Genomic DNA, 26,939 nt, shown 5'->3' on the forward strand with positions numbered 1-26,939 from the left:
ATTTTTTCAGTCCAGTATAATATTTATACTATAAAATCAGTGATTATACCATAAAGGTGGTTCTCTGTTAATCCATTTAGGTGATAATTTATCATGGTGCCATTTTGCATTGAGATATTTTTTATAAGCTTCACAAGGATCGCTAATATGCTTAAAATCTACCTGCATGATTTCTGATTTAGTACAATTAGGAAATGGAGTTATTATACCATCTTGAATATCAGAGCTGTGTTCTAACAAATATGGTAATAAATTTGTGGAAACATGTTTTTTGTTATAACGAAAACTATACTCTTCACATAATGCTACAAAATGGTGGAATAACCAGTTCCAATTACCAATATTCAATGCAGCCCAAATAGTACATGGGTGTTTGATGTGAGTTGGTTTATAAATATTATCATAACTAACGCCACTATTAATGAATATTGCGGTACTTAACAACTGTGCCGTCTCTAAGACCATTTTAATTACACGTTTGTTATCCAAGGCTTGGGCAGATATTATAGGACAGTTATTAGTAACAAAAATATTCATAAATTGAAGTTGTTGCAATAGAGTTTTAAGCTTTGTTATAAAAAGTGACTTTTAGTGTTATACAATGGTTAAATTAGGTTGATTCTTTAATCGTTTAAACTTAAGCTTTTTAATAATATTGTTATGGCCATCAAAACAAATAATCAATTAAGTTTTGCAGATATTTCAGCCAGTCGACGTAAGTGGGTTCTGTCGCGTCTATAGTTTTCTTAGTATAGGTTTTTCGTTTAAGTCAAATTTTGGATATTATGCGGCCATTAAGATAGCAAAGTTCTCAAAAGTAGAAAGATGATTTTTAGCTCCTCTTACTTGTCCTTTTTGAATCATACGTTTGATAAACCTATGATCTTGTTCAACTCTATTATTCAAATATTTGTTTTGCAATATTTGAATGGTATGATCTTGATCAAGATCTGTATTGATCGCATCAAGGGCAGCTTTATTACTACCGCTTTTAGAATAAACGCGACAGAACCACTTTTTACAAGGGGCGGTTTTGTATTTTTTTCGTAGCATGGCCATACCGCTGAGTAGATACTAAGGAATTACGCTAAAATTTGTTGAATCAGTTGACAAAGATCGCTATAAGATTCTGCAAAGAGCGGACACATATTTCCAGTTGGACTATTTTTAATTTGTATACGGTTGGCACTAAAGGTTGAACCAAAAAGCGTGTCCAATTTGTGGAGTGGATAACGAAACAACAAATGGCCATCCTTATCTTTATCTTTATCAGTAGTGAGATCCATCACAATGGCTATTAACTTACATAACTTATATTTATTTTTCATGGTAGAAGCCAATTCCATAAAGTTATCTAAACCAACTGGTATCATATGGTTATGTTCAGGAAGAATGAGCACTAACTTTTCTATTATGGACAGGGTATCTTGTAATGCTGTTAACTTTTCTTGTTGAATTTCTAAAGGTTCGCTAGACGAACATTGTATTAACTTTTCTAAGCTGATGGTTTCTAATGCTGTATCACACCCCTTTGCTTCCAATGCACCAGCACACCAACAACTAAAATTTTCTGGAAAGGGATTACCAGGCTCGGTTGTAGTGAGAATAAGCACCTTAGTTTTCATGCTGCGGCATTTCTTTAAACTTGATAACGTGAGTTGGGGATTATATTATTTTTTCATTTGATAATCAATATTAATAAAAATTAATAAAATTTGTTTTATAGACAGTTAAATAGGTAGTTGAATAATAAATAATTCTGATAATCAGTTTATTATATATATTATATTTATAAAATTAGATATAAAAACTTGTTAAATAGGTGCAAATATTAACTAAATAATTGATATTAAATTGTTCTAAATCAGTCAAATAAATCCCGAACTCACGTTGATAGACACAAATGGTAGACCATTAAAAAATAACCCGGAAGCAACAAGATTTGCACGAATATAGCAATTATTTGTGCAAATAACGTAATATCCTTAGTTATTAGGCGTTTTGCTTTGGTATGCTATACTATATAGTCAATGGCCTCAGCACGATTATTTAGGTACTAGGCGATAGAAGGCCATACATAAGATAAAAAAGATAATATTAGGGAGCCATATGTTAAGTAGTGGGTGTTCACTTTGCGTTTCTACTACAATTTTGGCAGATAAAAAGAGCACTATATACAAACAAGCGAGTATACTACCTAAAGTAATACGCCTTCCCACACTACCCCTAAGCTTATGTGATGCCACCAAGAAACCCAAGACAATAAGAATGATAATGGCAAAAGGTGCCATATACCGAATATGTTTCTCTGCTGTGAAAAAACGTACAGTTTCGTTACCCTTATAGATCAATTTTTGAATATGTAACTCTAGTTCAGGTAAGGTCAGCCCGTCTTTTAGATTGGGGTTAATGGAAAAATCTTCTGGATGTACTGCTAAAGCAATGATTAGGCGATCCCCTGCGGTAAGTTCTTCATGTCTTGGGAAAAGGACCCGCTTTTGCCAAGATCGCACCATCCAAGTTTGGTCCGTTGTACGCCATTGTATCTTTTCAGCATGCAATCGCTCTATTAGAGCATTATTTTTAAAAGTGTCTAAGGTTACATCATAGCCCGTATTATTGTAACTATGGTATTTAGTGATATGGAGATATTGATCAGCGCCTACCTTGAGCTGTAGGTAGTCTGATCGAGCAAAGAAACCCATGTCGAGATACTCTGTTTCAAACTGAACACGTGGCTTATTCCCACTAGCCAATAACCAACCCGTTAGATAAAAGTTGGCTCCAGCAAGTAGCAATGCAATGATTATATAAGGTGTGATGATACGATCTAAACTAACACCACTGCTTAATAGGGCAATAATCTCTGACCGCTTTGCAAGTCTAGTCGTCACCCAGATGGTTGTCCAAAAGACAATAATAGGTGCTAAAAGGTTCACTATGTAAGGAATCAGTACACAGTAATAGTTAAATACCTGATAAAAGGGCAGGTGGTGTTTTTTAAAATCACTTACATGTTCCGCTGCGTGAATAACGATAATCACTAAGGTAACGATGATAAGCACAACAAAAAAAGTGGAAAAGAACTTCTTGAAAATGTATCGATCTAGTAACTTCATTTTGATTAGATTTTTTCCATGATGGTTCTAAGTATATGGTTTTTCCATGCAACAAAGTTATCCTGCTGAATTTGCGTCCTAGCTTGACGAACCAACCATAGATAAAAAGTTAAGTTATGCACACTGGCCAATTGAGCGCCTAATAGTTCTTTAGAAGTAATCAAGTGGCGCAAGTAGGCTTTTGAATAATAGCCACTAACTGGGCCGCCTAGTGCCGCATCTATGGGACTAAAGTCATACGTCCATTTTTTGTTTTTAATGTTTAATATGCCTTGCGTGGTAAATAAAGTACCATTGCGCCCATTTCGAGTCGGCATCACACAGTCAAACATGTCTACACCTAAGGCAATGCATTCCAAAAGATCCAGCGGTGTACCAACCCCCATTAAATAGCGCGGCTTGGATCTGGGCAAAATCGAACAAACCAATGCTGTAATTTCATAGAGTTGACCAGTAGGATGGCATACCCCCCCTATCGCATTACCAGGCCTATCCGCTGCAGCGATGGTTTCCGAAGATTGGATACGTAAATCTTTATAAATGCTGCCTTGCACAATTGGGAAAAGGGTTTGATGCGCATACTGCTCCGTTAAGGTAGCATCAAAATAATCTATGCTCCTTTTGAGCCAGCGATGGGTACGTTCCATAGAATCTTTGGCATAGTTATAACTACAAGGGTAAGGTGTACATTCATCCAATACCATCATCACATCAGAACCAATACTGCGTTGAATATCTACGACACCTTCTGGTGTAAATAGATGCTTGGATCCATCTATATGCGAACGAAAGGTAACACCTGCTTCTGTAAGTTTACGATTGCCTGCCAGAGAGTAGACCTGATAGCCCCCACTATCGGTTAATATCGGACGATGCCATCCCATAAAGGCGTGGAGCCCTCCTGCTGCATCCAATACCTTGGTGCCTGGACGCAGATAGAGATGATAGGTATTGCCCAAGATAATATCCGCATCGACCTGGTCCTGTAATACTTGCTGTGGAATGGATTTTACCGATCCGATTGTACCTACTGGCATAAAGATAGGGGTACGAATGGTTCCTTTACTAGTAGTGATCAGCCCTGCCCTAGCTTTGGAATGGGGGTCTTCATGTTCTACTAAAAATTGCAATGAAGTATGGATGAATATATTTAAAATATAGGTATCTATAAAAAACGTAGGCAATCCCTACTTACTTAGCATCCCTTTTGGATTTCAGGTCAAATATATGCTTTTTTACCTTTATCCTGCATGAAGTGTTGCTAGGGCCATCTGTAAAGTAGTAATAAATCCATATTTTCCCTTAAATTAGCGCTTTGAGCAGATCTACGTATCGTACATGTCTATGTCATCATTGCAACAAATGATGTGATGGTGCATTTGCTTTTTATCATTCAGTTAAACGGCCATACCATTTAATCTAGCGGGGAAGGGGGTGAAGGGAACCACAATGGCAGAGGATACATTCAATACAAACATTTCTATGCAACTTCGTGCTGATTCATTAATCAAAGAATACAAGGGCCGTAAGGTAGTAAAAGACATCTCACTTACGGTGGCGTCTGGTGAAATTGTAGGGTTACTAGGTCCCAATGGGGCAGGCAAAACCACTACCTTCTATATGATGGTTGGGCTTATAAAGCCAAATAGTGGAAATATTTATTTAGATGAAACATGCATCACCCCCTTACCCCTATACAAGCGTGCCCAAAAAGGTATTAGTTACTTGCCTCAGGAGGCCTCTGTCTTTAGACAATTAACGGTAGAGGAAAACATCATGGCAGTATTGGAAATGCGTGGTCTTTCCAAACAGGAACGCAAAGAAAAATTAGATGGTTTATTAGAAGAGTTTAGTATTACGCATATACGAAAAAGCAAAAGCAATGTACTTTCTGGTGGAGAACGTCGTCGAACGGAAATAGCTAGAGCATTGGCTACGGACCCTAAGTTTGTGTTACTAGATGAACCTTTTGCAGGTGTAGATCCTATTGCTGTAGAAGAAATCCAATTGCTTATCGTCAAACTGAAGCGTAATAATATTGGCGTCTTGATTACAGACCATAACGTAGATGAAACGCTTTCCATTACGAATAGGGCTTATTTGATGTTTGCGGGTACATTGCTTAAAGCAGGTACTGCAGAAGAATTGGCAGAAGACGAACAGGTACGGAGGCTTTATCTTGGCGAAAAATTTGAATTAAAGCGTTACGAATAACCTGTATGATACAACCTGCATAGACACTTTGTAAGTGGCAAAACAGTAGCAGTAAAAAAGTCGTTCTACGATCTATATTAGATATATACTGCGTTTTATACGCAATCTAATGTATACGTGCAGTCAATGGCACTAAGTTAAGAAAAAATATTTGTGATTACTGCAGCGTATAGCATATTGAAAAAAACCTATGCATGAGATTATAAAAGAGCAGTATCAAGTCGTTATTGGGTTAGAGATCCATATTCAATTGCTTACCGATAGCAAAATGTTTTCCTCAGATAGAGCTGAATATGGTGCCCTTCCTAACACGAACCTGAGTCCTATAACATTGGCCTACCCTGGTGCGTTGCCTAGGGTAAATAAAAAAGCATTTGACTATGCTATAAAGTTAGGATTAGCGTGTGCATCCACCATTACAGATTTAAACTTTTTTGCAAGAAAAAGCTATTTCTATCCAGATTTACCCAAAGGCTTTCAAATTACACAAGATACCACCCCTATTTGCCGAGGTGGATTTGTAACCATTTATTCTAATGGGGGGGGGGGGAAAAAAATTCCACTGATTCGAATGCACTTAGAAGAAGACACAGGTAAATCTTTACATGGTATAGTGGAGGATATTACTTTATTGGATTATAACCGAGCAGGTACCCCTTTATTAGAGTTGGTAACAGCTCCAGAGATCACCACAGGAGCGGAAGCCTATCAATTTTTAGCTGAAATCCGGAAATTGCTTCGCTATTTAGACATCTGTGACGGTAATATGGAAGAGGCTTCTTTGCGTTGTGATGCCAATATTTCAGTAGCATCCAAAGGATCTCAGCGCCTTGGCACTAGAGTAGAGGTTAAAAATATGAATTCTATGCGCAACGTTCAGCTGGCCATAGCCTATGAGATCGATCGACAAATCGCACGATTAGAAGCAGGTGAATCAGTGATTGCAGAAACCAGAAATTTTCAAGCTGCTTCAGGGGAAACGGTTAGCCTTCGTGCCAAAGAAACAGCCAGTGAGTACCGTTATTTCCCAGAGCCAGATATTCCCCCTATATGGGTTTCGCAGGAATGGATAGAAAGCATTCGCAAGACCATGCCTTTATTGCCAAGAGCCTATTTCAAAAAATTTATAGAAGAATATGGTCTTTCGCACTATACCGCTTCTGTTCTTACTGAAAATAAAGCCTTTGCCATGTTATTTGATGCGCTATGCCAGCATACCACTTACTATACAGCTGCAGCCAATTGGTTGCTGGGCCCTGTCAAAGGCTATCTTAATGAGCTATCTCTTTCCTTGGAAGATTTTCCCCTTACGATAGACCGTTTCGTTGCACTGATCACATTAGTAGAAAGTGGCATGGTTAGTTTTTCCGTTGCGGCCAGCCAAATCTTTCCCCTATTGCTACAACAATTAGATATAACACCTATGGAACTGGCAAAAAAGATAGACCTGATACAGGACAGTGATGAAGCCAACTTAAAAGCACTGGTTACAGAAGTATTAGCAGCCTATCCAGACAAAGTAGAAGCATATAAAAATGGCAAGTCAGGGCTACTGGCCATGTTTATGGGAGAAATTATGAAAAAGAGCCAGGGAAAAGCCAACGCACCACTGGTAAGTAAGTTATTAGAAGAAGCTTTAAATAATTAGTCTTAAGCCTTGATTTTATATTTGTTATACTTAGATCTTTCGGAGAACCAACTATATTGCTTCTTAATTAATTGTAAAATCCTTTACCTGCATGAGCTGACCAAACTAGATTATGCTTATAAATTTTTAATTTTAAGTTTTATCAGACAAAATTTTAACCTATGCCTTTGCCCACAGACTCCATACAGCTCGAACCCAAACTTAAATTAGCCATACAGGAAGCATTTTTAGAACTCTACAATCTACCCTTATCAGAAGCCGCATGCAGCTTACAAGTTACCAGAAAAGAATTCCACGGTACCTTTTCACTTCCTGTATTTCCTTTTTGTAAAAGATGCAATGCACAACCGGCCGAATTAGCAGAAAAAATAGGCCAATGGCTGCAAACCCATACCGATCTAATAGCCAGTTATAATGTTATGGGTGGTTTTTTAAACCTTGTGATAGATGATGCCATCTGGATAACTATTTTAAGATCTATTGCACAAGATCCAACCCATGGCCGTTTGCCTAAACAAAGGCGGCATGTAGTGGTAGAATTTTCATGCCCTAATACCAATAAACCTCAACATTTGGGCCATTTGCGTAATAACTTTTTAGGCAGCTCTTTGGGAGCTATCTTAGATTCCGCTGGCTATACTGTAAATACAGTGAACCTGATCAATGACCGCGGCATTCATATTTGCAAGTCTATGGTTGCTTACCAACAATTTGGTAGGGATGAAACACCAGAAAGTACTGGCGTAAAGGGCGATCACTTAGTAGGAAAGTACTATGTAAAATTTGACCAAGTATATAAAGCAGAACTGGCCCTTATGGAAAAAAATGGGGAGAAGATCCCTCCTATTTTGCAACAGGCACAAAAAATGTTGGTGGAATGGGAAAAAGGGGACCCTGCTGTGATGGCTTTATGGAAAAAAATGAATCGATGGGTCTATGATGGATTCAACGTGACCTATGCCCAATTGGGCATCACTTTTGATAAGACCTATTATGAATCTGAGGCCTATCTGCTTGGTAAAACCATTGTAAAAGAGGGGTTGCATAAAAAAATATTCTATAGAAGAACAGATGGCGCAATTGCAGTTGATTTATCTAAACAAGGTTTAGGAGAAAAGGTGCTCTTGCGCAGCGATGGAACAGCTGTCTATATTACACAAGACCTAGGTATAGCCGATTTTCGTTATGCAGATTACTATTTTGATCAAATGATTTATGTCGTGGGCAATGAGCAAGCCTATCACTTTAAGGTTTTATTTGCCATTATGGCCCAATTGGATAGGCCATATGCATCTTTTATGCACCATTTTCCCTATGGCATGGTTGATCTCCCAGATGGTAAAATGAAATCCAGAGAGGGAAACGTAGTAGATGCCGATTACCTGATAGAAGAAATGGTGGGTACGGTGCGCCACTATATGGGAAACACCCATAAGATTGAAGGATTATCTCGAGAGGAACTAGAAAAATTGCATCATACCTTAGCAATGGGCGCTTTAAAATTCTTCTTACTACGGGTAGCACCTCAAAAAAGGATGTTATTCAATCCTAATGAATCTATTGATTTTCAAGGTGATACGGGTATATTTATTCAATACACCTATGCTAGAATCTCTTCACTAGCGCGAAAGGCTAAGGAAGACCAAGCCCTTTCATTGGATCCCCTAAGCGCTCCACTAAGTCAGCTGGAGCAGGCCCTTATTTTCCAACTGTATAGGTTACCAGAAGCAATAGAGGAGGCGGCAACCACCTACATGCCTTCTGTAATCGCCAATTACGCTTTAGAATTAGCCAAAGCCTATAATAGATTTTATGCAAGTTGTCCGATATTGCGGGAGCCTAATCTTAATATGAGTGCAGTTAGGCTATGGCTTTCCATTTGTGTGGGTAGGGTACTGAAAAAGAGCATGACACTCTTAACCATTGAACTGCCAGAGAAAATGTAGTACCCAATTCCTTCTACCATGCAATAGGCGTTTGGCCTGTAGCCAATAGATAGGCATTAGCTTTGCTAAAATGTTTGCATTGAAAAAATCCCCTATGCGCAGATAGCGAAGAAGGATGTGCCGATTTGAGTATGAGATGTTTCTGGGCATCAATCAACCCCTCCTTTTGCCCGGCATAACTCCCCCATAGTATGAAGACAACCTGTTGTTTACCTTTCGCAATGGCTTTTATCACTGCGTCAGTAAAAAGTTCCCAGCCTTGGTTTTGATGAGACCCTGCTTTATGCGCTTCTACAGTTAAAGTGGCATTTAATAACAATACGCCCTGCTTGGCCCAATCATCTAATGCGCCAGATGTTGGCTTTGGGGTCCCAACATCTGCTTGTAGTTCCGAAAAAATATTCCTCAACGAAGGTGGAAAAGAGATGCCCAAAGGAACAGAAAAAGCCAATCCATCTGCCTGACCTGGGCCGTGATAGGGGTCTTGCCCTAAAATCACCACTTTTGTATGGGTAAAAGTAGAGAGCTCAAAGGCCCTAAATATATTTTTAGCTGCTGGGTAAACCATACGATTTCGGTAGGCTGTTCTTACATAATCCGTTAGCTTTTTAAAATAAGGCTTTTCAAACTCTGTGGTAAGTGCGTCTTTCCAGGATGATTCTATTCGTACGTTCATGTTTGTAAGCGTTCAATCATACGCATAAGCTTATAAAACTTATAACATGGATACAATACAATGCATTAAAATTATACAAATAACTTGACTTTATCCATTTCTTTTTATAGCTTCGCTTTTGTTACCCAGGATCTAAGGTTAGGGATTATTTAATGATAACATGAGACATTACGAAACCGTATTTATACTATCACCAGTACTTTCTAACAATCAAATAAAAGCATCTATAAGTAGGTACAGATCTTTTTTAGTGGGGCGTAATGCAACAATAGTACATGAAGAGGAGATGGGTTTAAAGCCATTAGCTTACCCAATAAAGCATAAAAAAAGCGGTGTATATCACCTGATAGAATTTGCAAGTGATCCCAGCTTGATTAAGGAGTTGGAAATTACTTATGCACGAGATGAGCAGGTGTTGCGTTTTTTAACATTTGCTTTAGACAAGCATGCCTTGGCGCATAATATGGCAAGGAGGTCGGATGCTGGGAAAGAAGAACCTAAGAAAGCAGTAGCGCTATGACTTTAGTAAACGAATCGATACAAAAAAAAACGATCACTAAGAAATTTTGTCGCTTCAAGCGGTATGGCATCAAGTATGTGGACTATAAGTGCGTTGAGTTTTTAATGAAGTTTCTCAATGAGCAAGGGAAAATACTACCTAGACGCATTAGTGGTAATAGTTTAAAGTATCAAAAAAAAGTGGCTTGTGCGGTAAAGCGTGCCAGGCAGCTTGCTTTGCTTCCTTATGTAGCAGATAACTTAAAGTAAACCAAAGATGGAAGTAATATTAAAGCGTGCACATAAAACATTAGGGAACAAAGGTGATATCGTTTCGGTTAAAGCTGGTTATGCTAGGAATCATCTGATTCCTGAAGGGCTTGCTGTTGTGGCTAATGCTGTGCATACAAAGGTTGCACGTGAAAATGCAAAACAAGCAGCCCACAAAATGTTAAAATTAAAAGCCGATGCTGAAGCACTTTTGCCTCTTTTAACAGCTGCTAAAGTAGTAGTGGCTGCAAAGGTAGGTGAGGGTAGTAAAATATTTGGTTCTGTCACTCCTTTGCAAATTGCTAAATCGCTTAAAGCACAGGGTATTATAGTAGACTATACTAGAATAGCTATTGAATCACCTATTAAGCAAATAGGGACTTATCAGGCGGTGTTGTCTTTGCATGAAACGGTTTCCTATACATTAACTTTTGATGTAGTTCCTGCTTAGGGGAACTGCTGTAATCTTGGGGCTTCGTATAGCGTGTGAAAGGGGGTTTGTTGCTAGGAACTCTTTTGCAGTATCATTTTTTTTTGTTTTTTTTGATAAAAGCTATAGGGGCCCCTTCCCTACTTGTTGTTAAAGAATTTATATGCTACTTTTTGATAAATCAATACCTATATATTCGATGTTACTGAAGCTTATAATGGTGCCATGAGTGGTGGCAATGCATTATTTGTTATTGCACTACGTAAAAGATAGGTGTAAGCGTAAGCAAGCAGGCCAAACGTAAGGCAAGCCTTGTTCTTTAGGCTAGTGGCAACTTTTTATATCAGTACTTGAGTTTTTTGATTGTTTTTTTTATAAGCGATCATGCAAATGCCTGAGCGTATGTCTATCATATGTATTCTACTTTAAGCAAAAAAAAAGCTACAGCCATCCGTCAGTTCGCGCTTAAAAAATACCGCCTAGCCCAGGCTGCTTTTGTCTTAGAGGGGAAAAAAGGTATTCAAGCATTGTTGGCTTCTGATTATGCTATAAAATATATAGTAGGGACATCTACTTTTTTTGAAGAGAATCAGGATATTCCTGCTTCTATTCGTAAAGAAACAGAGCTATTTGAGGTCAAAAAAGAGCTACTTTCTAGGTTAGGCTCCTTTGTTCACAACCATGAAGTACTAGCAGTAGCTGCTATACCCAGGCCCACTGCACCATGTTTATCACCCAGTGGTATGACCCTTGCATTAGATAGTATCCAAGACCCTGGGAATTTAGGCACGATCATCCGTATAGCAGATTGGTATGGTATAGCTACCATACTTTGTTCCCAAACAACCGTAGACCTATACAACCCAAAGGTACTACAAGCCAGTATGGGATCTTTTGTAAAGGTCAACCTACATTATGTAGATTTACCCCACTATTTACAAGGTTTAAACCTACCTATTCTAGGTGCTACGTTGGATGGAAAGCCCTTACATGATTTTTTATTTCCAAACTATGGGGTATTGGTTATTGGGAACGAGTCCCATGGAATTCAGCCTGCCGTAAAAGAAACCCTTACAGCCGCTATTTCAATTCCTAGATATGGCCATGCTAATTCCTTAAATGCAGCCACTGCTACGGCCATTTTATGTGACAATTGGAAACGCATATGTGCTGGATAATCTGTGAATAAAAAAATGTAAGTGCATTAAAACCGGTCGTCTATTTTACTTTTGTATAAAACAATAGATAAGCTTGTTGAGATTGTTGGCGCACCTCTGGCTCCCGAATTTCTGTTACGCTGAGATCGTTTGCTTCATACCATTTTCCTTCACGCTTTACATAGGCAATATAGTGGCCCCCACTCTCATTTCCTTGGTGTACAATAAATCCGTTTAAATCAAACGCATTAGTAGACTGCTTGCTAAAATCTGACTGAATAGTAATATGCATTGTGTCATTAACCTCACAGATTATTTTGGAGCCAGACTCTGTGACTCGGTTTAATTTTATAAATAATCTATCAGGAAGTTTATATATATCTCTCTCAGCACAATCACAGTCTGACATAGAGGCCGTTATTGAGCACCGGTTAATCATTTCACTCAGGGAGTGTTCCTTTCGAAACAGTATAGTCAAGAAAGATACTGTTCTTTTGTTGTGGTATAAGGGGGACGCGCTTATGCAATTTTTGGCATTAAGTTTCGTTAGTATATAGTCACATGGAATAATCGTGATAGGGTCTAGAAACTTGTATAGACTATTAAGAGGACTAATAAATTCTTCAGCATCCTGCTGCCTACCTGATATTGCCATTTTTTTCGCCTTTTCCTCTGGTAAAGAGCGTATAAATAGCATTATATCCTCTTCCTTTAATGGCTGGTGCGTAGTGTTTATTTTAGTAATGATATCCTTTAAAGGAGTCTGCACCTTATCTGCGTACAACGCTGCAATAATTTGCAATACTGCATTCATATAGCAAGTTTTTCCCATAATATTGGGAAGACCAGCAAACGCGGTAGGAGCAGGAGGTGGTGATAGAGCTGAGGAAGCACTCCCACTAGAAACGTCTGAGGAAGCACTCCCACTAGAAACGCCTGGGGAAGCATTCCCACTAGAAACACTTGAGGAGTCAGAATTAAGACTACCTGTAGAGCCATTCAAGTCTGGCTGAATGCTATCTGTTGAAGAAGCAGCAGGAGCCGTAGTAGCAGTAGATGATTTAGAAAAAGGTCGTGCTTTTTTGGGTGTACAACTACTTGTTGTTGTATAGGTTACAATGAGTATGCTCAACCAGGTTGTTTGGTTGAATATGAAATTTTTAAACACCAGCGTATTACTTTATTGTAAAAAATAATTTTTAAATCTTACTCTACTTGGCAAGTAATACTAAATTACTAAAAAAGCTCCTTATTAGCTATCCGAAATAAAACGATTGGGAAAAAATCGTGAGGCTATATTGCACAAAGTCCCCTATATTGCAGCGGTTCGGGAAAAAGAAATAGTTGGTAAAAGCGTTGCGGTTCGAAAACAAGATGGGCAAACCAGTATGGCGTTCAATGACTGTATTGGGCAGATTGGTGTGAAGGTTTTAATTATTTTTAAATTTGCTTTTTTGCTAACAAAATTTTTTTAACACAAAATTAGTCTAAAATAGCTTGATGATCATACGGAACTATAGATTTTTACACGCCTAATTTATGTAAATTGTTTTGATTATAAACTTAAAAACCATTTAATCCATGCCATTTAACCTATTATATCTTGGGAGCTTGGACATTAGTTTTAGGCTTGTCGTTGATATGGCATTAGTGGGTTGCTTGGTCTATTGGGTATATAAATTGGTGAAGGGTAGTATAGCTGTAAAGCGCATCTTCGGTTTCTTGATCGTATATCTTTTTTACTCGATCGTTCAAACCTTACATCTGAAAGTACTAGGGTCTATTTTGAGCATATTGACAAGTCCTATAGTACCGATTATTCTATTTCAAAGGGAGATTCGCCATTTTTTGTTTAGCTTGAGCACAAGCCTTGTGGGTGGTAAGGCAATGATTATACAGATGATTCCTTGGTTGGCTCGTAAAATGGATGAGGTGGATGTAACACCGGTGGTAAAAGCTGTTCAAGCATTGGGAGGCAGTAATACAGGTGCGCTTATCGTTTTTACAAAAGATGCAGATCTGCGATATTATGAAGAATCTGGTGATTTGATTAATGCAGTAGTTTCCGCTCGATTATTGATTGCTATATTCAATAAATATAGCCCATTGCATGATGGTGCAGTGATTATTCACGGCAATAGGATCGTAGCAGCAAGGTGCATCTTACCTGTGACGGAGCGTCCCAATATGGCTGACCGTTTTGGATTACGCCATAAGGCAGCTATTGGGCTGACCGAAATAACAGATACCTTAGTTTTGGTCGTTTCAGAAGAATCTGGCCAGATATCCATAGCTAGAAAGGGCGTAATGGAAAACAATTTATCTGCTCAAGAAATTAGAAGTGCCCTAAAAGATTATCTCAGTAATGATTGAAATCCAATGCTTAAGGGTGCGGTGTTTTTTTCTTGATGCGTCCTACTTTGATAGGATTTATTCTATTTAATAAAATGCTAGGAGATGCGGACCATACAATTTAGAGAAGCATTGCGAGAGGCAATGGTAGAGGAAATGCAAAGAGACGAAATGATCTTTTTAATGGGTGAGGAAGTAGCTGCATACAACGGTGCCTATAAGGTAAGTCAAGGTATGCTGGAACGTTTTGGGCCTAAAAGGGTGATAGATACCCCTATTAGCGAATCAGGCTTTACGGGCCTAGGTGTAGGTGCTGCTATGAATGGCTTGCGTCCTATTATAGAGTTTATGACTTTTAATTTTTCCTTAGTAGCGATAGATCAGATTGTAAACGGAGCTGCTAAAATGTATGCCATGTCGGGTGGGCAATACCATGTGCCTATTGTATTCAGAGGTCCAACTGGTAATGCTGGTATGTTAGGCGCTCAACACGCTCAAAATTTTGAAAATTGGTATGCCAATTGTCCAGGACTAAAAGTGATCGTTCCTTCTAATCCTTATGATGCGAAAGGGTTGCTTAAAAGTGCCATTAGAGATGACGATCCTGTGGTATTTATGGAATCAGAATTAATGTATGGCGACTTGGGAGAGGTGCCTACAGAAACCTATTTACTGCCAATAGGTAAAGCCAATCTGATACAGGAGGGAACTGATGTAACCTTGGTTTCTTTTGGTAAAATGATTAAGGTGGCAAGTGAAGCAGCACAAGTCATGAAAACGCAAGGTATTACAGTAGAATTAATTGATTTGCGTACCGTTCGCCCACTAGATTTATCTACCATTATTCAGTCGGTAAAAAAAACCAATCGTTTGGTAATTGTAGAAGAAGCCTGGCCACTGGCTTCCATCGCCTCTGAAATAGCCTACCAGGTGCAAAAGAATGCGTTTGATTATTTAGATGCGCCCATTCAAAAAGTCAATAGCTTGGATGTACCGCTTGCCTATGCTCCTACTTTAATAGAGGCTATTTTACCCAATGCAGCCAAAACTGTGGATGCACTTAAAACGGTTTTGTATCTAACGTAATAAGTTAAGAGAAGCGATGCAAAAAAAATACCTTATAGGTAATTGGAAAATGTACAAAACGGTACAAGAAGCCATTATTTTTATGCAACAATTATTGCCTCAGTTGCAAGCTATTGATACCCGTCCATTAGCATTATCTATTGCGCCTTCTTTTGTGCATTTGTCGACTATAGCAGCCTTAATAGACGATTACAAATCTATTCAATTGGTTGCTCAAAATTGTCATCATGAGACGGAAGGTGCTTTTACAGGCGAAGTATCTGCTGCTATGCTGGCGGCTATAGGTGTAGGGGGTGTATTGATTGGGCATAGTGAACGAAGAAGCTATCAAAAAGAGGATAATCTACTTTTAGCTAAAAAAATTAAAAGGGTATTGGAGGTAGGTATGCAACCCTTACTTTGTTGTGGAGAAAGTTTAGAAGCGCGCAGGAGCGGTAGACATAAAGCAATGGTTCAACAACAATTGCTGGAAAGTTTGGTTGGCCTCACACCAAAGGAAATCGAACAATTAGGCATTGCTTACGAACCGGTTTGGGCAATTGGTACCGGACAAGTAGCTAGTCTAGAAGTGATCATAGAAATGCATACCCTTATAAGGGAAATCTTATCGGACCAATGTGAAGGCGCAAAAGTCCCCATTCTATATGGCGGGAGCTGTAATGCACAAAATGTAAAAGCTATATTTGACGCTCCTAATGTAGCGGGTGGACTTATTGGGAGTGCTTCACTGAAGGTAGATCAATTTATGAAAATAGTTATTGCATTACTTGGAAAAGATGGTACAGGCCACCGATAGTATTAGACTAAAGCAAATTGCTAAGATGCTTCAAAAAGAGCTAGGCATGCTTTTTTTAACAGAAACAGCTAGGTTATTTGGTAATGCGTTCATCTCGGTTACAGCAGTTGACTTAAGTAGTGATTTGAGTTTGGCAAAAGTTTATTTAAGTTTTGTCCTTCATGACGACCAGGAAGCATTATTACAAAAGATTGATGGTCATAAGCATACCATTAGAAGGTTATTAGGAAAAAGTGTCGGTGGTAAAATGCATAAGATACCAAATTTAACGTTTATGGTCGATCGTTCGGTTCTGGAAGGTGCGCATGTTACCGATTTGATTGACCAATTGGATTGTATTGAAACATAAGAATATAAAAAGATAGATTCATAATATGAGTATAACACTAGAAATTGCTATTTTTCTTTCCATGAATGGTAGGGCACAAGAAGCCATACATTTCTATAAAAAGCACTTTAATGCAAAAGAATTATTACTTGTGACTTACAAGAATATGGAAAAAAGAGATTGTTCGGAAGTGTTCTATAAACTGTGTCAAGGCGATAAAAAGTTATAAATTAATTAAATAAACATTAAAGGTTTTAGACATGGAAGAAAATAAGAACAATTCCTATGTTGGTTTAGTAGATTACAAATTTCTGGAGGAAAATATTTTGTGCTCTATCCGTTTAGGTAAGCCTTTAACAGGAAAAGGTGGTGCTTTAACGCCTCTGATAAAAAAGCTGGTTCTGTCGCGTCTATAGTTTTCTTAGTATAGGTTTTTCGTTTAAGTCAAATTTTGGATATTATGCGGCCATTAAGATAGCAAAGTTCTCAAAAGTAGAAAGATGATTTTTAGCTCCTCTTACTTGTCCTTTTTGAATCATACGAATGTTTTCTATCCCTGAAATAGTAATGGAAGCAGAATAAAAATTCTTAAAACCCAGCATAGGTTTTATCCGTTTTTTGATAAACCTATGATCTTGTTCAACTCTATTATTCAAATATTTGTTTTGCAATATTTGAATGGTATGATCTTGATCAAGATCTGTATTGATCGCGTCAAGGGCAGCTTTATTACTACCGCTTTTGTCAATTACTACTTTCTTAGGAATATTATTTTCTGTGATCACCTTTCGAAAAAAAGAAAGCGTTGAAGACTTGTCTCTATGCTCAGATAGAAAAAAGTCAACTGTATCACCATAACGATCTACTGCTCTATATAAATAGATCCACTTCCCGTTTAGTTTAACATAGGTTTCATCCATTCTCCAACTACTACCAACTGGTCGTTTTCTTTTTCTTACTGCTTTATCTATCAGAGGAACAAACTTAATAACCCATCTCTGTAGCGTAGAATGATCAACTCTTGCGCCTCTCATACGCATCATCTCTCCCAAATCTCTATAGCTCAAGGAAAAACGACACTTCATGTATACAAATAACAGGATGACTTCTGATGAAGAACAATAACCTTTAAAATATGGTAATAACTCGGGAGAAATATTAAACATAATAACTACTTTTTTAAATACCGATACTAAAATAATCATTTTTTAGAATAAACGCGACAGAACCTATCAGAAGTCCGCGGGGTCTATAATACCGTTCGTATTGATTGGGAAACCACTCAAGAGGAAAGGGACCCTACTTCAGTTAACGAGTTTAAAAGAGTTGAGAATGTCTGATTGCCCTAAAGCTATGAACGGAACATTAAAAGTTCAGCAACTCCAAAGAACTCTATATCTCAAATCCAAGCAATGTAAGGAAGTCAGATTTTATAGTATATATGATAAAATTTATCTAAAAGATGTACTTTGGGAAGCTTGGCGTCAAGTCAAAGCAAATCAAGGTTCAGCAGGGATTGATGGTAAAAGCATAAGTGATATAATAGATCAAGGTGAGGCAAAGATTATCAATAAATTGCAGCAGCAACTACGCGCAAAGCTATACAAATTTACCTCAAGCAGGTTGGTAGAAATACCCAAAGCTAAAGGTGGAACAAGGCCACTAGAGGTAATGACCGTAGAAGATCTCATAGTGCTCACAGCAATGAAAATAGTCATTGAACCGATCTTCGAAGCTGATTTTCATGAATGTTCATACGGCTATAGACCGAAACGAGGAGCCAAACAAGCGAGTTTAGTGATCCGAGAAGATCTATACCAGCAGGCATGGGGCGTAGTTGAGATTGATTTTCAATCATACTTTACTAGCATCTCACACGAAAAGTTATTAAAACTTATTAGTAAAAGGATAGCAGATGGCAGTATGTTGAAGCTAATTAAACAAACCCTAACAACGTCAATAGTAAAACAAGGTAAAATTACATGCAAGAAAGTTGGAGTACCGCAAGGATCACCAATATCACCGTTGTATAGTAATCTACCTAAATGTTATAGACCAAGTGTGGCACTCAAGGGGGTATCCAGAAAAGCTAAGCGCAACCTTGCATAGGTATTGTGATGATGCAATTTTGGTATGTCGTAAGAGTGCTAGCTTAGCGCTGGAGAAATTCACAGAATTAGTAAAGAGGTTATCGCTCATTATTAACCACCAAAAGACACGAATAACGAAACTGAAAGAAGGCTTTAACTTCATAGGTTTTTACTTTGTAAAAAGAAAGAGTCCAACAAGTGGCAGAAATAGCATTTATGTATTTCCAACGAAACAATCCCAACAAAGCATCCGTAACAGACTAAAATACCTGACTTGTAGAAGAGCACTAATCAAACCTCAAACATTCATCGAGCAAATAAAACCAGTAGTGTTAGGATGGGTTAACTATTTTAAACATACGAATGCGAGTGAAGCTTTTGTTAGATTGCAGGACTTTATTAATAACCGATTTCGCAGATACTTAACCCATAGAAGAAAAGGCCGTGGGTGTGGGTGGCAAAGCTATCCCAATAGCAAACTCTATACAATGGGGATGTTGTACATTGGTAGTGGAATGATTAAGTATCCTGAGAGAGTTGTGCAAAGTTTATGAAGAAGACTGTCGGACCGCCCTATTCGGGAAAACTGAACGTACCTTAGGATGAGAAGGGAATGGGTAAACAATGAAGAATCAAGTTAGTCAGCTACTGTATTGCGAGCAATCAGAAGCAATAGATATGCTTAATTTTAAGTGGTCCAACCATTTCTTTACTCTAGACCATTGTAGAGATAGAAAACATTCCTATGATTCAAAAAGGACAAGTAATCGGAGCTAAAAATCATCTTTCTACTTTTGAGAATTTTGTTATGCTAATGGCCGAATAATATTCAAAGTTTAAGGTAAAGAGAAGAGCTATACAAAAAGAAATTATAGACGCGACAGAACCTTTTATCCAGAAAAGAGTGTGATATAAATGCCTTTTTTACCGTTGGCCTGAACAGATACTCAAACATAGGCAAATAGCTTAGATTAATCTGCGAATGATAGTAGTAAACAATTGGATATGCATACTAAGGCAGTTTTTTTTCTTCAAAGAATTTACTAGAAAAGAACTTACCGACCACGTAACCAATGCATGCTGCAACTACCGTTAAAAACAGATCCTTTTCTAATGCTAGAAATAAAAAAAGCACTTCTCTTTTCTGGTAGACTACTAAAAATAGATCCAAGTAAAAAAGAAAATACAAACAAGTACATAAAATCCACACTGTGGAAAGCGATTTGTCATCCTTTATTTTTTTAATCCAAAGGCCAACCAGTACAATACCACCCAATGACAATAGCAACAATAAAAAAGAAAATATTGGATACAAAAGAAGATTGGCTAAAACATTATAGCAAAGTGCCAACCCACCTAATATGTTTTGAATGGCTCCCTCTGAATGGATATCTTTTTTTAGTATCTCGTCTAGCGAATCAGAGGGCCTATCTGTCTCATGAGTAGTGTCCGGCTCTGTAGCTTGCAAGGTTTGGGCCACTACCTCTCCCTTGTACCAACATGCACCAGCATGATTCAATTTAAAATTGGTTGTTATAAACACAACCGTACTGAATAAATAGGATAAGAAACGCATAAGTTTTAAGCTTAATTAATTTTTTATAAGTGGTTTTTAGGTTAGATTAATGTCAAGGCATGTCGATTGTCTACTTGATCACGTTCCTTTGCTCAATATCTTAATTTTTGGAAAAAAATCATAGTTTAGGTATATGAATATTCAAGAAAAGCTTAACATTTTATTTGCCGGAAGAGGCACTTGCCACACTGAACGATTACTGCCTGAATTGGTAGAAAATAACCTATTGATTAGTGATAGACAATTTAGTGATCACCTTCGATTCCTCTATTTATACACCGACTTACTAGCCTACTATGACAACAATAATCAACGCATAGATCAAAATGTCTGGCGAAAGTTTTTAGAGCAGGATGATACCGTTATACGGTCTCTAATTCTACACACCAATATCGATACTTTAAAAAAAAGTATCCATAAACATTTTTTAACACTACGCAAGAATGCTACAGGGATTTCAGATACCCACTCTATGAATACTATCTTGGTAGTGGCTCAAGAATTAATCATATTGTTGGATTATTGGTATAAGAATTTGTCTAATGAAGATGTGGTGCGCGCAAAATTAGATGCCATTATACATGAAGAAATCAATACCAATATCAGTAAAATATATAAGGTTCTACAACAGCATCGTAAAGCCAGTTCTATGCAACCTTTTATAAACTTTTCTGTTTTTCTCTATCAGAAGTGTCATAACGCTTCCTTATGGCGATTAAGAACCGATTTAATTTATGATGAAATCAATGGTACAGAACCTAATGATGAACAAGTGATCGATATCTTTGATGATTTTTTTGATGCTGTTTTTAATACTATTTATAAGTTAAAGGAGCTATCTGCTAGTGATTATTTTGATACCCTTTCCTCTCAAAATAAAGAACCACATGTGGCACTTTTGATCGCTTTTCTACAGCTACTTCAGTATGCAGATGCGCATCTTAATTATATTCCACAAAGAACACTAGATCACTATTATAGACATGTACTAAAATTTAATAATAATCCTTCCATGCCGGATCAGGCTTATGTCCATTTTTTGCTTAGTCCTAATCATCCCTTTGCTTTTGTACGAGAGGGGACTCTTTTAGTTGCAAAACATCCAGTTAATGGGGAGGATATTTTATTTGAAACACAAAGAAGTATAACGGTTAATAAGGCTAAGATTGCTCAGATTAATACCCTATTGATTACTAAAAAGTTTGATCAAGAAGGTTATAAAACAGTTGAAATATCTACTACTACCTATGATGGAAAGCTACTAAAAGCGCTTCCTTTTCAGTTGTTCCCTACGCCAAACAATCATGAAATAGTCAAAACACAGTCGAACGAACAATTGGCCGTATTAGTAGGCTCACCATTATTTTTCCTTTCTGAAGGTATGCGTACCATTTATGTAAAATGGAAATTTACCTTTGAATCCTTTCAGGTATTAATCAATCGTAACCCAAATAAGAAGATTCCTACTGCAAAGTTTTTAAAACAAGTGGCAGGTATGCTGTATACCATGTCACAGATACAAATTACTACTAAAGATGGATGGTTAAGCATACCAGAAGCGTCTGTAACATTGGAATTTATTGATGAAGCGCGTTGCCTACATATGACTATATCTTTAAATACAGCAGTACCTCCAATAGAAATGCTGCCTCCTGGATACAAGGGTGAAGTAATGAATCCTGGTACCCCTGCCGTATCTGTTGGCCTACGTAATGAAACATCACTTACTGGCTTGTATCTCTTAAACGGTTTATTGCTTGAAACAATAGATCTAAAGGTTAGTGTGCAGGGGTATCGTGGATTAGTGCTTCAGAATCAACTCGGTATTATTGATAATAGTCAAATTTTTGAACCTTTTGGTCCATTAGCCAAACTGGACAGTAGTTTTTATATAGGTAGTGGAGAAATTTTCTCTAAGAACCTAACTGATTTAAAAATACATATCAAATGGGATAGCATTCCTACCGTAGAAGGGGGCTTTAAGGCTTATTATGATGCTTATCCTACCAAGGTAAATAACCATGACTTCAACGTAAATATTGCTTACTTAAATCATCAGCATTGGAATCCATTTTATGCCCAAAAGAGACAAACTGTACCTCTTTTTCAGGTTACAAAAAGTAACCAAGGTAGTGAGCAATTGGATTGCCTTAGAACCATTAGTGATATTGACGTAGCTGCATTACGGGTCACTAAATCAAACCATCCATTAGATGTTTCCGTCTATGACCCTAAAACAGTAGCTGGCTTTTTAAAATTACAATTATGTGCACCAGAACAAGCCTTTGGCCATGCCATTTACCCCAGCTTGATGAGCAGTGTACTAGTTAAAAATGCTCAGAAAAAGGAAAACGAAGCTATAACTGTATTGAATGAGCCCTACACCCCTCGTATCAAATCCATTACGGTTGATTACGAGGCAGAGGAGTCTATGGTATTAACGTCCCCTCCTGGGGAAGAGGAAGAAAAGTACTTAAACAGCTTTTTTCATATTTCTTCTTTTGGCTATTTAAAGACATTTCCCAGCAAGTTAGCTACTCCAGCTACATTGTTGCCATTGGTAGAACAGAAACAATCATTTATAGCTTTTGGCATAGCATATCTAAATAGCACCCATCTGTTTATGCATGTAGCTATTGGTGAAAACAACCCAGATCAAGAAACCCAGCGACCAAAATGGTTTTATTTGTCTGAGAATGTTTGGTTACCGTTTGAGGAGGCAATTGTTGTAGATGGCACCAATGGATTATCTAAATCTGGTATTATAATTTTTGATTTATCTAATTTACCCGGCCAGGTTAATGGCAACAATACCCGTATGACCCCAGGATTAACCTGGGTTAAAGCACAATTTATGGATAAAAAAGGCGCATTGCCTACTATAGTTGGGGTCTATACGCAAGCAGTTGCTGTCTCAAGGGTTATGGATAAAAATGGTGTTTTTTCTGCTCCGGTACTACCTGCAAAAGCAATTCAAGAACTTCAGGATCCTATAGAGGGTATTGAATGGGTCCAACAACCTTTTCAAACCTTTGGTGGAAGGCAGTTCGAAAATCATCAAGCTTTTTACAGACGGGTGAGTGAGCGCTTAAGACATAAAAATAGAGCCATATCGGTGTGGGATTATGAACGAATGGTTCTTGAAAGATTTCCAGAAATTTTCAAGGTAAAATGTATTAACCATACATCAAAAAGCACAAATAATATGGTCAATCCTGGCCATATAACCCTTGTGGTCATGGCTAAAACAGATCCTAGTCTAGGTATGCCTTTCGTTAGTAGACAGCTGTTAACTGAAATTAAAACTTATATCCAAAGTGTAAGTACACCATTTATAAAATGTGAAGTAATAAATCCTGTTTATGAAGATGTTAAAGTTAACGTTACCGTTAAGTTCAAACCGGGATATGAAAAAGGATTATTCCTAAACTTGCTATACCAGGATTTACATAACTTTTTTTCTCCATGGATATTTAATCCATCAGCGGATGTCCAGTTGGGTGGGAATATACCTACTTCTAAAATTATAGACTTCATTAATAACCGTTATTATGTAGAAGGCATAGGAAATTTTTCTATATTAAAGTATTCTGGTAAGCCCCCAGACTTAAAGCTAGATAAGGTGACAACCTATGATAGTCATTTATTTGCCGGGTATCCGTGGTCTGTTATGGTTTCTTCAAAAAATCATAAGATGTCTGTTGTGGATAAATTCGATGCTGCTGTCAAATTACGTCATGGTAGTATAGGCGATATGGCTATTTCTGAAGATTTTATAGTAGGTCCATGGGAGTATCCTAAGGAAGAGGAATCTACACCATGCGTGGATAAAGATGCAGCCATACCAAGTTTAGCAGAATACTGTTTAATCACTAAAAAATATATTAGCACCGATCATGGCAATCACTAGTAGAGAGGCACTAAAGAAAAGCTTTGAAAAAGGATCTATCCCTACCCAACGTGATTTTGAGGATTTGATAGACTCAATGTTTCACAAACAAGATGATAAGATTATTTCTCAGGATCATGGCTTAAGTTTATCTCCTAAAGGGAGCTCCGCTAAGTTGATAACGTTTTTCAATAATTTGAATGATTTTAAACCTACTTGGAGTATTGAACAATATCCTAAAAACACGCCAAATTTTGGATTTAATCTTGTGGATAAGCAAGGAGAGAGTAAGCTGCTTATTCAAACAAATGGATATGTTGGTATAGGTACTACCAATCCATTCGAAAGATTAACCGTAAATGGTAACATCAGCATACATGGACGTAGGGGCGCTTATGCTGCTGGTACAGTCCCCGGTGATGGTAATTGGTATAATATTACGCCTCCATTAAATGCATGCCATGCATTTGAAGTAATTGCTAAAATTGGTAAACAGGGGCGTGGGTTATATGCTATGACCCACGCTATAGCACTGAGTACATTTGGAGATTCCAATAATAAGATTAATACTGTAAAGGCCTATTATGGCAGTTTCAGAAATAAAATTAACCTTCGCTGGACGGGCGATACCTTTAATTACACGTTGCAAATAAGAACACAACGTGATTATGGAGAAAATAGTATGATTAAATATTATGTGACCAATTTATGGTGGGAAGAAGAAGAGCATGAGGCCGTACATCAATAACAAAGGAATTTTTGCCTTACTTTTTGTTTGATCAAAGGCATTTGTATGCTACTTTTTTCTTGACAAAGAACAAAAAATAAATCCTTAATGTAAAAAACTGTTGCAAGTCTACCCAGAAGGCTGGAAAATCAGAACCCGCCGAACGGCCCCCGTGTCTACCACTGACTTCAACAGATACTATGTTTCTGGCACCATTTCGTGAACGGGTAATAAAAAATAAGATAGGTAAACACTTATTTTCTAGATAAAGAGCTATTTAGAAAACTAAGAAACTTTCTTAAATTACCGGTATCGTTCTATGTAAGAAATTATACTATTTTTATACACCCATGAAAAAAGAGATTCATCCGGAATATAGGCCAGTTGTTTTTTTGGATACTTCTAGCGGTGCCAAGTTTATGACCCGTTCTACTATATCTACCTCAGAAACTATTGAGTGGGAGGATAAAAAAATATATCCTTTATTCAAAGTGGAAGTTAGCTATGTTTCCCATCCTTTTTATACAGGTAAGAAAATTTTTGTAGATACAGCAGGTAGGATTGAACGTTTCAATCAAAAATACAAAAAGAAAAATGTTGCCATTAAAATAGAGCAGTAAACAATGCAGTCATTTATATGCTACTTTTTGCTGGATCAAAAATTAGCTAAAAGATCAAGCCCTATGCAAGAATTTTCTGACAAGCTGTCCTTAAAGTTGGAAAATCAAAAGTCGCCCCGGGGCCCCATTAAACTGGTTTTCTACTTATCTTTAAGGATAACCTTCCTACTGGCAATTTTTACAGAGGATATTTTTCTTGTTTTTACGCAGTGTGGCCAGGTAGCTGAATCAGTACAAAACCACTTGCCTAAACAGATGCCTTAAAGTTATCATTTGAAATGCAATTTGCAGAGATACCTAAGCACCATGCTTTTAAAAACACTTTAATAAGAATGGCGGTTACAGGTAAGGTGGCTCATGCACAGCTTTTTGCAGGTCCTGCTGGTTCTGCAAGTCTTGCTTTAGCATTAGCTTTTGCTACTTATTTAAATTGCAGTGGCCGCCAGGAAGCTGATGCCTGTGGGAATTGTTTTTCTTGTGCGAGCATGGCGCAGTTTACCCATCCAGATTTGCAACTCGTATTTCCTAAAAAGGCGAGTAGTGCTGTTTCGGAAACGCAATCAACCTATTTAGAAGCATTCCGTAATTGCCTTAAGGAAAATCCTTTTTTGACCCTAGAGGAGTGGGTTAGTGCCATGCATTATGATCGTAAACAGTGCCAAATTAGTAGACAAGAGGTCAGTAAGATTATCCAACAACTTAGCTTAAAACCTTTTATGGGGCCCTATAAAATCGTCTGCATATGGCTACCAGAATATCTTCATCATACAGCGGCTAATGCACTGTTGAAAACCCTAGAAGAGCCACCTATAGATACTGTCTTTTTGTTGGTCAGTTCCAATAGAGACAAAATTTTATCCACCATTAGGTCCCGCAGTCAACAGCACACCATTCCTCCGTGTTCCGAAGAAGCTATTCAGCAGGTGCTGCAGCATAAATATAGAGACTTAGACGTGCATCGATGCAAAGAAATCACATTTTTGGCTCAAGGAAATCTGTCTAAAGCTTTTCAATTGATCAACCAAGGCGTTGAGGATAATTTTGAACGTTTTAGCCATTGGATGCGTAGTTGCTATAGTGGTGATTTGATTAAGTTGGTGGAACAGTCTGAAACATTTTACAAGCTATCTGTTGATACACAAAAAAGTTTTTTTACTTACGCACTACAACTGACCAGGGTTACTTTATTAAGCAAGTTGGAGTGCCCCCTTCTGCCAATACATTTAACCGCTGAGGAAGCGTTTAGCAAAAAATTTGGCCTTAATGTGACCATGAGTCAACTAAAAGATATTATAGCAGAATTGGCTCAGGCCTATGCTTATTTAGAACGAAATGCCAATGCAAAAATGGTTTATGCCCATGCCTCTATTCAAATCGTAAATATTTTTGGTTCTGTGTAGCCTTTAGAAAGGCTACACTTAGAAAGGCATAGAAAATCAATTTAATGGGGCCCCGGGGCGGCTGCTGATTTTCCAGCTTTAAGGGAACACTTTCAGCAACTTTTTGCACAGGACTTG

26 protein-coding genes and 4 pseudogenes are annotated in these 26,939 nt (G+C 37.7%); 21 read left to right on the plus strand and 9 right to left on the minus strand.

Translation table 11 applies throughout. The annotated features are described in order from the left end of the window. Positions 1–36 precede the first annotated feature (36 nt). The 5 genes and pseudogenes from NBW36_RS04935 to tgt all read right to left on the minus strand — a co-directional run bounded on the left by NBW36_RS04935 (position 37) and on the right by tgt (position 4,249). Positions 37–537: a pyrimidine dimer DNA glycosylase/endonuclease V gene (locus NBW36_RS04935; protein ID WP_250238162.1), complete on the minus strand. Its 501-nt coding sequence runs from the start codon at positions 535–537 to the stop codon at positions 37–39. A gap of 246 nt (positions 538–783) precedes the next feature. Then, a pseudogene (locus tag NBW36_RS04940) lies at positions 784–1,002 on the minus strand (IS6 family transposase); the annotation flags it as partial. 80 nt (positions 1,003–1,082) lie between these two features. Continuing rightward, positions 1,083–1,613, minus strand: a complete 531-nt coding sequence (locus NBW36_RS04945) for an NAD(P)H-dependent oxidoreductase (protein ID WP_250238164.1) — start codon at positions 1,611–1,613, stop codon at positions 1,083–1,085. A gap of 432 nt (positions 1,614–2,045) precedes the next feature. Further along, positions 2,046–3,119, minus strand: a complete 1,074-nt coding sequence (locus tag NBW36_RS04950) for an LptF/LptG family permease (protein ID WP_256465577.1) — start codon at positions 3,117–3,119, stop codon at positions 2,046–2,048. 5 nt (positions 3,120–3,124) lie between these two features. Continuing rightward, positions 3,125–4,249, minus strand: a complete 1,125-nt coding sequence (gene tgt, locus NBW36_RS04955) for a tRNA guanosine(34) transglycosylase Tgt (RefSeq protein WP_250238168.1) — start codon at positions 4,247–4,249, stop codon at positions 3,125–3,127. Positions 4,250–4,601: 352 nt separating this feature from the next. Between tgt and lptB the strand changes: the two genes are divergently transcribed. The 3 genes from lptB to argS all read left to right on the plus strand — a co-directional run bounded on the left by lptB (position 4,602) and on the right by argS (position 8,927). Next, positions 4,602–5,333 carry an LPS export ABC transporter ATP-binding protein gene (gene lptB / locus NBW36_RS04960; protein WP_250239172.1) on the plus strand — a complete coding sequence of 244 codons (732 nt, stop codon included), beginning with the start codon at positions 4,602–4,604 and terminating at the stop codon, positions 5,331–5,333. Between the two features lie 190 nt (positions 5,334–5,523). Beyond that, the gene (gene gatB, locus NBW36_RS04965; protein WP_250238170.1) at positions 5,524–6,981 is read left to right on the plus strand and encodes an Asp-tRNA(Asn)/Glu-tRNA(Gln) amidotransferase subunit GatB; all 1,458 of its coding nucleotides are present in this window, start codon (positions 5,524–5,526) and stop codon (positions 6,979–6,981) included. 161 nt (positions 6,982–7,142) lie between these two features. Continuing rightward, on the plus strand, positions 7,143–8,927 hold the full coding sequence (gene argS / locus NBW36_RS04970) for an arginine--tRNA ligase (RefSeq protein WP_250238171.1): 1,785 nt from the start codon (positions 7,143–7,145) through the stop codon (positions 8,925–8,927). A gap of 13 nt (positions 8,928–8,940) precedes the next feature. Here argS and NBW36_RS04975 read toward each other — a convergent pair whose 3' ends face one another. Further along, positions 8,941–9,603: a uracil-DNA glycosylase gene (locus NBW36_RS04975; RefSeq protein ID WP_250238172.1), complete on the minus strand. Its 663-nt coding sequence runs from the start codon at positions 9,601–9,603 to the stop codon at positions 8,941–8,943. A 160-nt stretch (positions 9,604–9,763) separates the two neighbouring features. On the opposite strand from NBW36_RS04975, the gene rpsF reads away from it, so the two are divergent. The 4 genes from rpsF to NBW36_RS04995 all read left to right on the plus strand — a co-directional run bounded on the left by rpsF (position 9,764) and on the right by NBW36_RS04995 (position 11,979). After that, the gene (gene rpsF, locus NBW36_RS04980; RefSeq protein WP_250238174.1) at positions 9,764–10,123 is read left to right on the plus strand and encodes a 30S ribosomal protein S6; all 360 of its coding nucleotides are present in this window, start codon (positions 9,764–9,766) and stop codon (positions 10,121–10,123) included. Next, positions 10,120–10,371 carry a 30S ribosomal protein S18 gene (gene rpsR / locus NBW36_RS04985; RefSeq protein WP_144086916.1) on the plus strand — a complete coding sequence of 84 codons (252 nt, stop codon included), beginning with the start codon at positions 10,120–10,122 and terminating at the stop codon, positions 10,369–10,371. The genes rpsF and rpsR overlap by 4 nt, the downstream gene beginning before the upstream one ends. A gap of 7 nt (positions 10,372–10,378) precedes the next feature. Further along, on the plus strand, positions 10,379–10,822 hold the full coding sequence (gene rplI, locus NBW36_RS04990) for a 50S ribosomal protein L9 (RefSeq protein WP_250238176.1): 444 nt from the start codon (positions 10,379–10,381) through the stop codon (positions 10,820–10,822). 392 nt (positions 10,823–11,214) lie between these two features. Continuing rightward, positions 11,215–11,979, plus strand: a complete 765-nt coding sequence (locus NBW36_RS04995; protein WP_250238177.1) for an RNA methyltransferase — start codon at positions 11,215–11,217, stop codon at positions 11,977–11,979. A gap of 40 nt (positions 11,980–12,019) precedes the next feature. Here the strand turns inward: NBW36_RS04995 and NBW36_RS05000 are convergent, their stop codons facing one another. Beyond that, positions 12,020–13,090, minus strand: a complete 1,071-nt coding sequence (locus NBW36_RS05000) for a ubiquitin carboxyl-terminal hydrolase family protein (protein WP_250238178.1) — start codon at positions 13,088–13,090, stop codon at positions 12,020–12,022. A gap of 142 nt (positions 13,091–13,232) precedes the next feature. Here NBW36_RS05000 and NBW36_RS05005 point away from each other — a divergent pair, with 142 nt between their 5' ends. From NBW36_RS05005 to NBW36_RS05035, 7 genes and pseudogenes are all read left to right on the plus strand, one after another. Further along, on the plus strand, positions 13,233–13,433 hold the full coding sequence (locus NBW36_RS05005) for a hypothetical protein (RefSeq protein ID WP_250238179.1): 201 nt from the start codon (positions 13,233–13,235) through the stop codon (positions 13,431–13,433). 106 nt (positions 13,434–13,539) lie between these two features. Continuing rightward, positions 13,540–13,785, plus strand: a pseudogene (locus NBW36_RS05480) (TIGR00159 family protein); the annotation flags it as partial. A gap of 30 nt (positions 13,786–13,815) precedes the next feature. Further along, on the plus strand, positions 13,816–14,331 hold the full coding sequence (locus NBW36_RS05015) for a diadenylate cyclase (RefSeq protein WP_250239173.1): 516 nt from the start codon (positions 13,816–13,818) through the stop codon (positions 14,329–14,331). Positions 14,332–14,415: 84 nt separating this feature from the next. After that, positions 14,416–15,396, plus strand: coding sequence for a pyruvate dehydrogenase complex E1 component subunit beta (locus NBW36_RS05020; RefSeq protein ID WP_250238180.1), 981 nt, complete (start codon positions 14,416–14,418; stop codon positions 15,394–15,396). Positions 15,397–15,412: 16 nt separating this feature from the next. Then, positions 15,413–16,192 (plus strand): triose-phosphate isomerase, encoded by a 780-nt coding sequence (gene tpiA / locus NBW36_RS05025; protein ID WP_250238181.1) that lies wholly within the window; start codon positions 15,413–15,415, stop codon positions 16,190–16,192. After that, entirely contained in the window at positions 16,173–16,541 is a 369-nt protein-coding gene (rbfA, locus tag NBW36_RS05030) for a 30S ribosome-binding factor RbfA (RefSeq protein WP_256465578.1), read from the plus strand. The genes tpiA and rbfA overlap by 20 nt, the downstream gene beginning before the upstream one ends. A gap of 239 nt (positions 16,542–16,780) precedes the next feature. Next, positions 16,781–16,921 (plus strand): annotated as a pseudogene (locus tag NBW36_RS05035) (IS256 family transposase); the annotation flags it as partial. 57 nt (positions 16,922–16,978) lie between these two features. Here NBW36_RS05035 and NBW36_RS05040 read toward each other — a convergent pair. Continuing rightward, positions 16,979–17,686 (minus strand): IS6 family transposase, encoded by a 708-nt coding sequence (locus tag NBW36_RS05040; RefSeq protein ID WP_250239174.1) that lies wholly within the window; start codon positions 17,684–17,686, stop codon positions 16,979–16,981. A 166-nt stretch (positions 17,687–17,852) separates the two neighbouring features. Between NBW36_RS05040 and NBW36_RS05045 the strand changes: the two genes are divergently transcribed. The 3 genes and pseudogenes from NBW36_RS05045 to NBW36_RS05055 all read left to right on the plus strand — a co-directional run. Then, positions 17,853–18,629, plus strand: coding sequence for a reverse transcriptase domain-containing protein (locus tag NBW36_RS05045; RefSeq protein ID WP_250237548.1), 777 nt, complete (start codon positions 17,853–17,855; stop codon positions 18,627–18,629). After that, on the plus strand, positions 18,580–19,164 hold the full coding sequence (locus NBW36_RS05050) for a group II intron maturase-specific domain-containing protein (protein WP_250238134.1): 585 nt from the start codon (positions 18,580–18,582) through the stop codon (positions 19,162–19,164). The genes NBW36_RS05045 and NBW36_RS05050 overlap by 50 nt, the downstream gene beginning before the upstream one ends. A 164-nt stretch (positions 19,165–19,328) precedes the next feature. After that, positions 19,329–19,436 (plus strand): annotated as a pseudogene (locus NBW36_RS05055) (IS6 family transposase); the annotation flags it as partial. A 186-nt stretch (positions 19,437–19,622) separates the two neighbouring features. Here the strand turns inward: NBW36_RS05055 and NBW36_RS05060 are convergent. Beyond that, complete coding sequence (locus NBW36_RS05060; protein WP_250238185.1) at positions 19,623–20,129, minus strand: hypothetical protein; 507 nt, start codon at positions 20,127–20,129, stop codon at positions 19,623–19,625. 190 nt (positions 20,130–20,319) lie between these two features. On the opposite strand from NBW36_RS05060, the gene NBW36_RS05065 reads away from it, so the two are divergent. The 4 genes from NBW36_RS05065 to NBW36_RS05080 all read left to right on the plus strand — a co-directional run bounded on the left by NBW36_RS05065 (position 20,320) and on the right by NBW36_RS05080 (position 26,822). Next, positions 20,320–24,096 carry a baseplate J/gp47 family protein gene (locus NBW36_RS05065; RefSeq protein WP_250238188.1) on the plus strand — a complete coding sequence of 1,259 codons (3,777 nt, stop codon included), beginning with the start codon at positions 20,320–20,322 and terminating at the stop codon, positions 24,094–24,096. Beyond that, positions 24,083–24,823: an adhesin gene (locus NBW36_RS05070; protein ID WP_250238189.1), complete on the plus strand. Its 741-nt coding sequence runs from the start codon at positions 24,083–24,085 to the stop codon at positions 24,821–24,823. The genes NBW36_RS05065 and NBW36_RS05070 overlap by 14 nt, the downstream gene beginning before the upstream one ends. A gap of 329 nt (positions 24,824–25,152) precedes the next feature. Beyond that, entirely contained in the window at positions 25,153–25,422 is a 270-nt protein-coding gene (locus NBW36_RS05075; RefSeq protein WP_250238190.1) for a type B 50S ribosomal protein L31, read from the plus strand. Between the two features lie 278 nt (positions 25,423–25,700). After that, entirely contained in the window at positions 25,701–26,822 is a 1,122-nt protein-coding gene (locus tag NBW36_RS05080) for a DNA polymerase III subunit (protein ID WP_250238192.1), read from the plus strand. Positions 26,823–26,939 lie beyond the last annotated feature (117 nt).

The sequence above is a fragment of the Cardinium endosymbiont of Oedothorax gibbosus genome, assembly GCF_936981045.1.
Taxonomy (GTDB): Bacteria; Bacteroidota; Bacteroidia; order Cytophagales; family Amoebophilaceae; genus Cardinium.

Bases quoted from the DNA above. Each gene is read 5' to 3' on its own strand.
- NBW36_RS05070 (WP_250238189.1), top strand. From the start codon at position 24,083: ATGGCAATCACTAGTAGAGAGGCACTAAAGAAAAGCTTTGAAAAAGGA.
- NBW36_RS05020 (WP_250238180.1), top strand. From the start codon at position 14,416: ATGCGGACCATACAATTTAGAGAAGCATTGCGAGAGGCAATGGTAGAG.
- NBW36_RS04950 (WP_256465577.1), bottom strand. From the start codon at position 3,119: ATGAAGTTACTAGATCGATACATTTTCAAGAAGTTCTTTTCCACTTTT.
- rpsF (WP_250238174.1), top strand. From the start codon at position 9,764: ATGAGACATTACGAAACCGTATTTATACTATCACCAGTACTTTCTAAC.
- NBW36_RS05065 (WP_250238188.1), top strand. From the start codon at position 20,320: ATGAATATTCAAGAAAAGCTTAACATTTTATTTGCCGGAAGAGGCACT.
- NBW36_RS04995 (WP_250238177.1), top strand. From the start codon at position 11,215: ATGTATTCTACTTTAAGCAAAAAAAAAGCTACAGCCATCCGTCAGTTC.
- NBW36_RS05075 (WP_250238190.1), top strand. From the start codon at position 25,153: ATGAAAAAAGAGATTCATCCGGAATATAGGCCAGTTGTTTTTTTGGAT.
- NBW36_RS04975 (WP_250238172.1), bottom strand. From the start codon at position 9,603: ATGAACGTACGAATAGAATCATCCTGGAAAGACGCACTTACCACAGAG.
- rpsR (WP_144086916.1), top strand. From the start codon at position 10,120: ATGACTTTAGTAAACGAATCGATACAAAAAAAAACGATCACTAAGAAA.
- tpiA (WP_250238181.1), top strand. From the start codon at position 15,413: ATGCAAAAAAAATACCTTATAGGTAATTGGAAAATGTACAAAACGGTA.
- NBW36_RS05045 (WP_250237548.1), top strand. From the start codon at position 17,853: ATGTCTGATTGCCCTAAAGCTATGAACGGAACATTAAAAGTTCAGCAA.
- rplI (WP_250238176.1), top strand. From the start codon at position 10,379: ATGGAAGTAATATTAAAGCGTGCACATAAAACATTAGGGAACAAAGGT.
- lptB (WP_250239172.1), top strand. From the start codon at position 4,602: ATGCAACTTCGTGCTGATTCATTAATCAAAGAATACAAGGGCCGTAAG.
- NBW36_RS04935 (WP_250238162.1), bottom strand. From the start codon at position 537: ATGAATATTTTTGTTACTAATAACTGTCCTATAATATCTGCCCAAGCC.
- NBW36_RS05080 (WP_250238192.1), top strand. From the start codon at position 25,701: ATGCAATTTGCAGAGATACCTAAGCACCATGCTTTTAAAAACACTTTA.
- NBW36_RS05040 (WP_250239174.1), bottom strand. From the start codon at position 17,686: ATGTTTAATATTTCTCCCGAGTTATTACCATATTTTAAAGGTTATTGT.
- argS (WP_250238171.1), top strand. From the start codon at position 7,143: ATGCCTTTGCCCACAGACTCCATACAGCTCGAACCCAAACTTAAATTA.
- gatB (WP_250238170.1), top strand. From the start codon at position 5,524: ATGCATGAGATTATAAAAGAGCAGTATCAAGTCGTTATTGGGTTAGAG.
- rbfA (WP_256465578.1), top strand. From the start codon at position 16,173: ATGGTACAGGCCACCGATAGTATTAGACTAAAGCAAATTGCTAAGATG.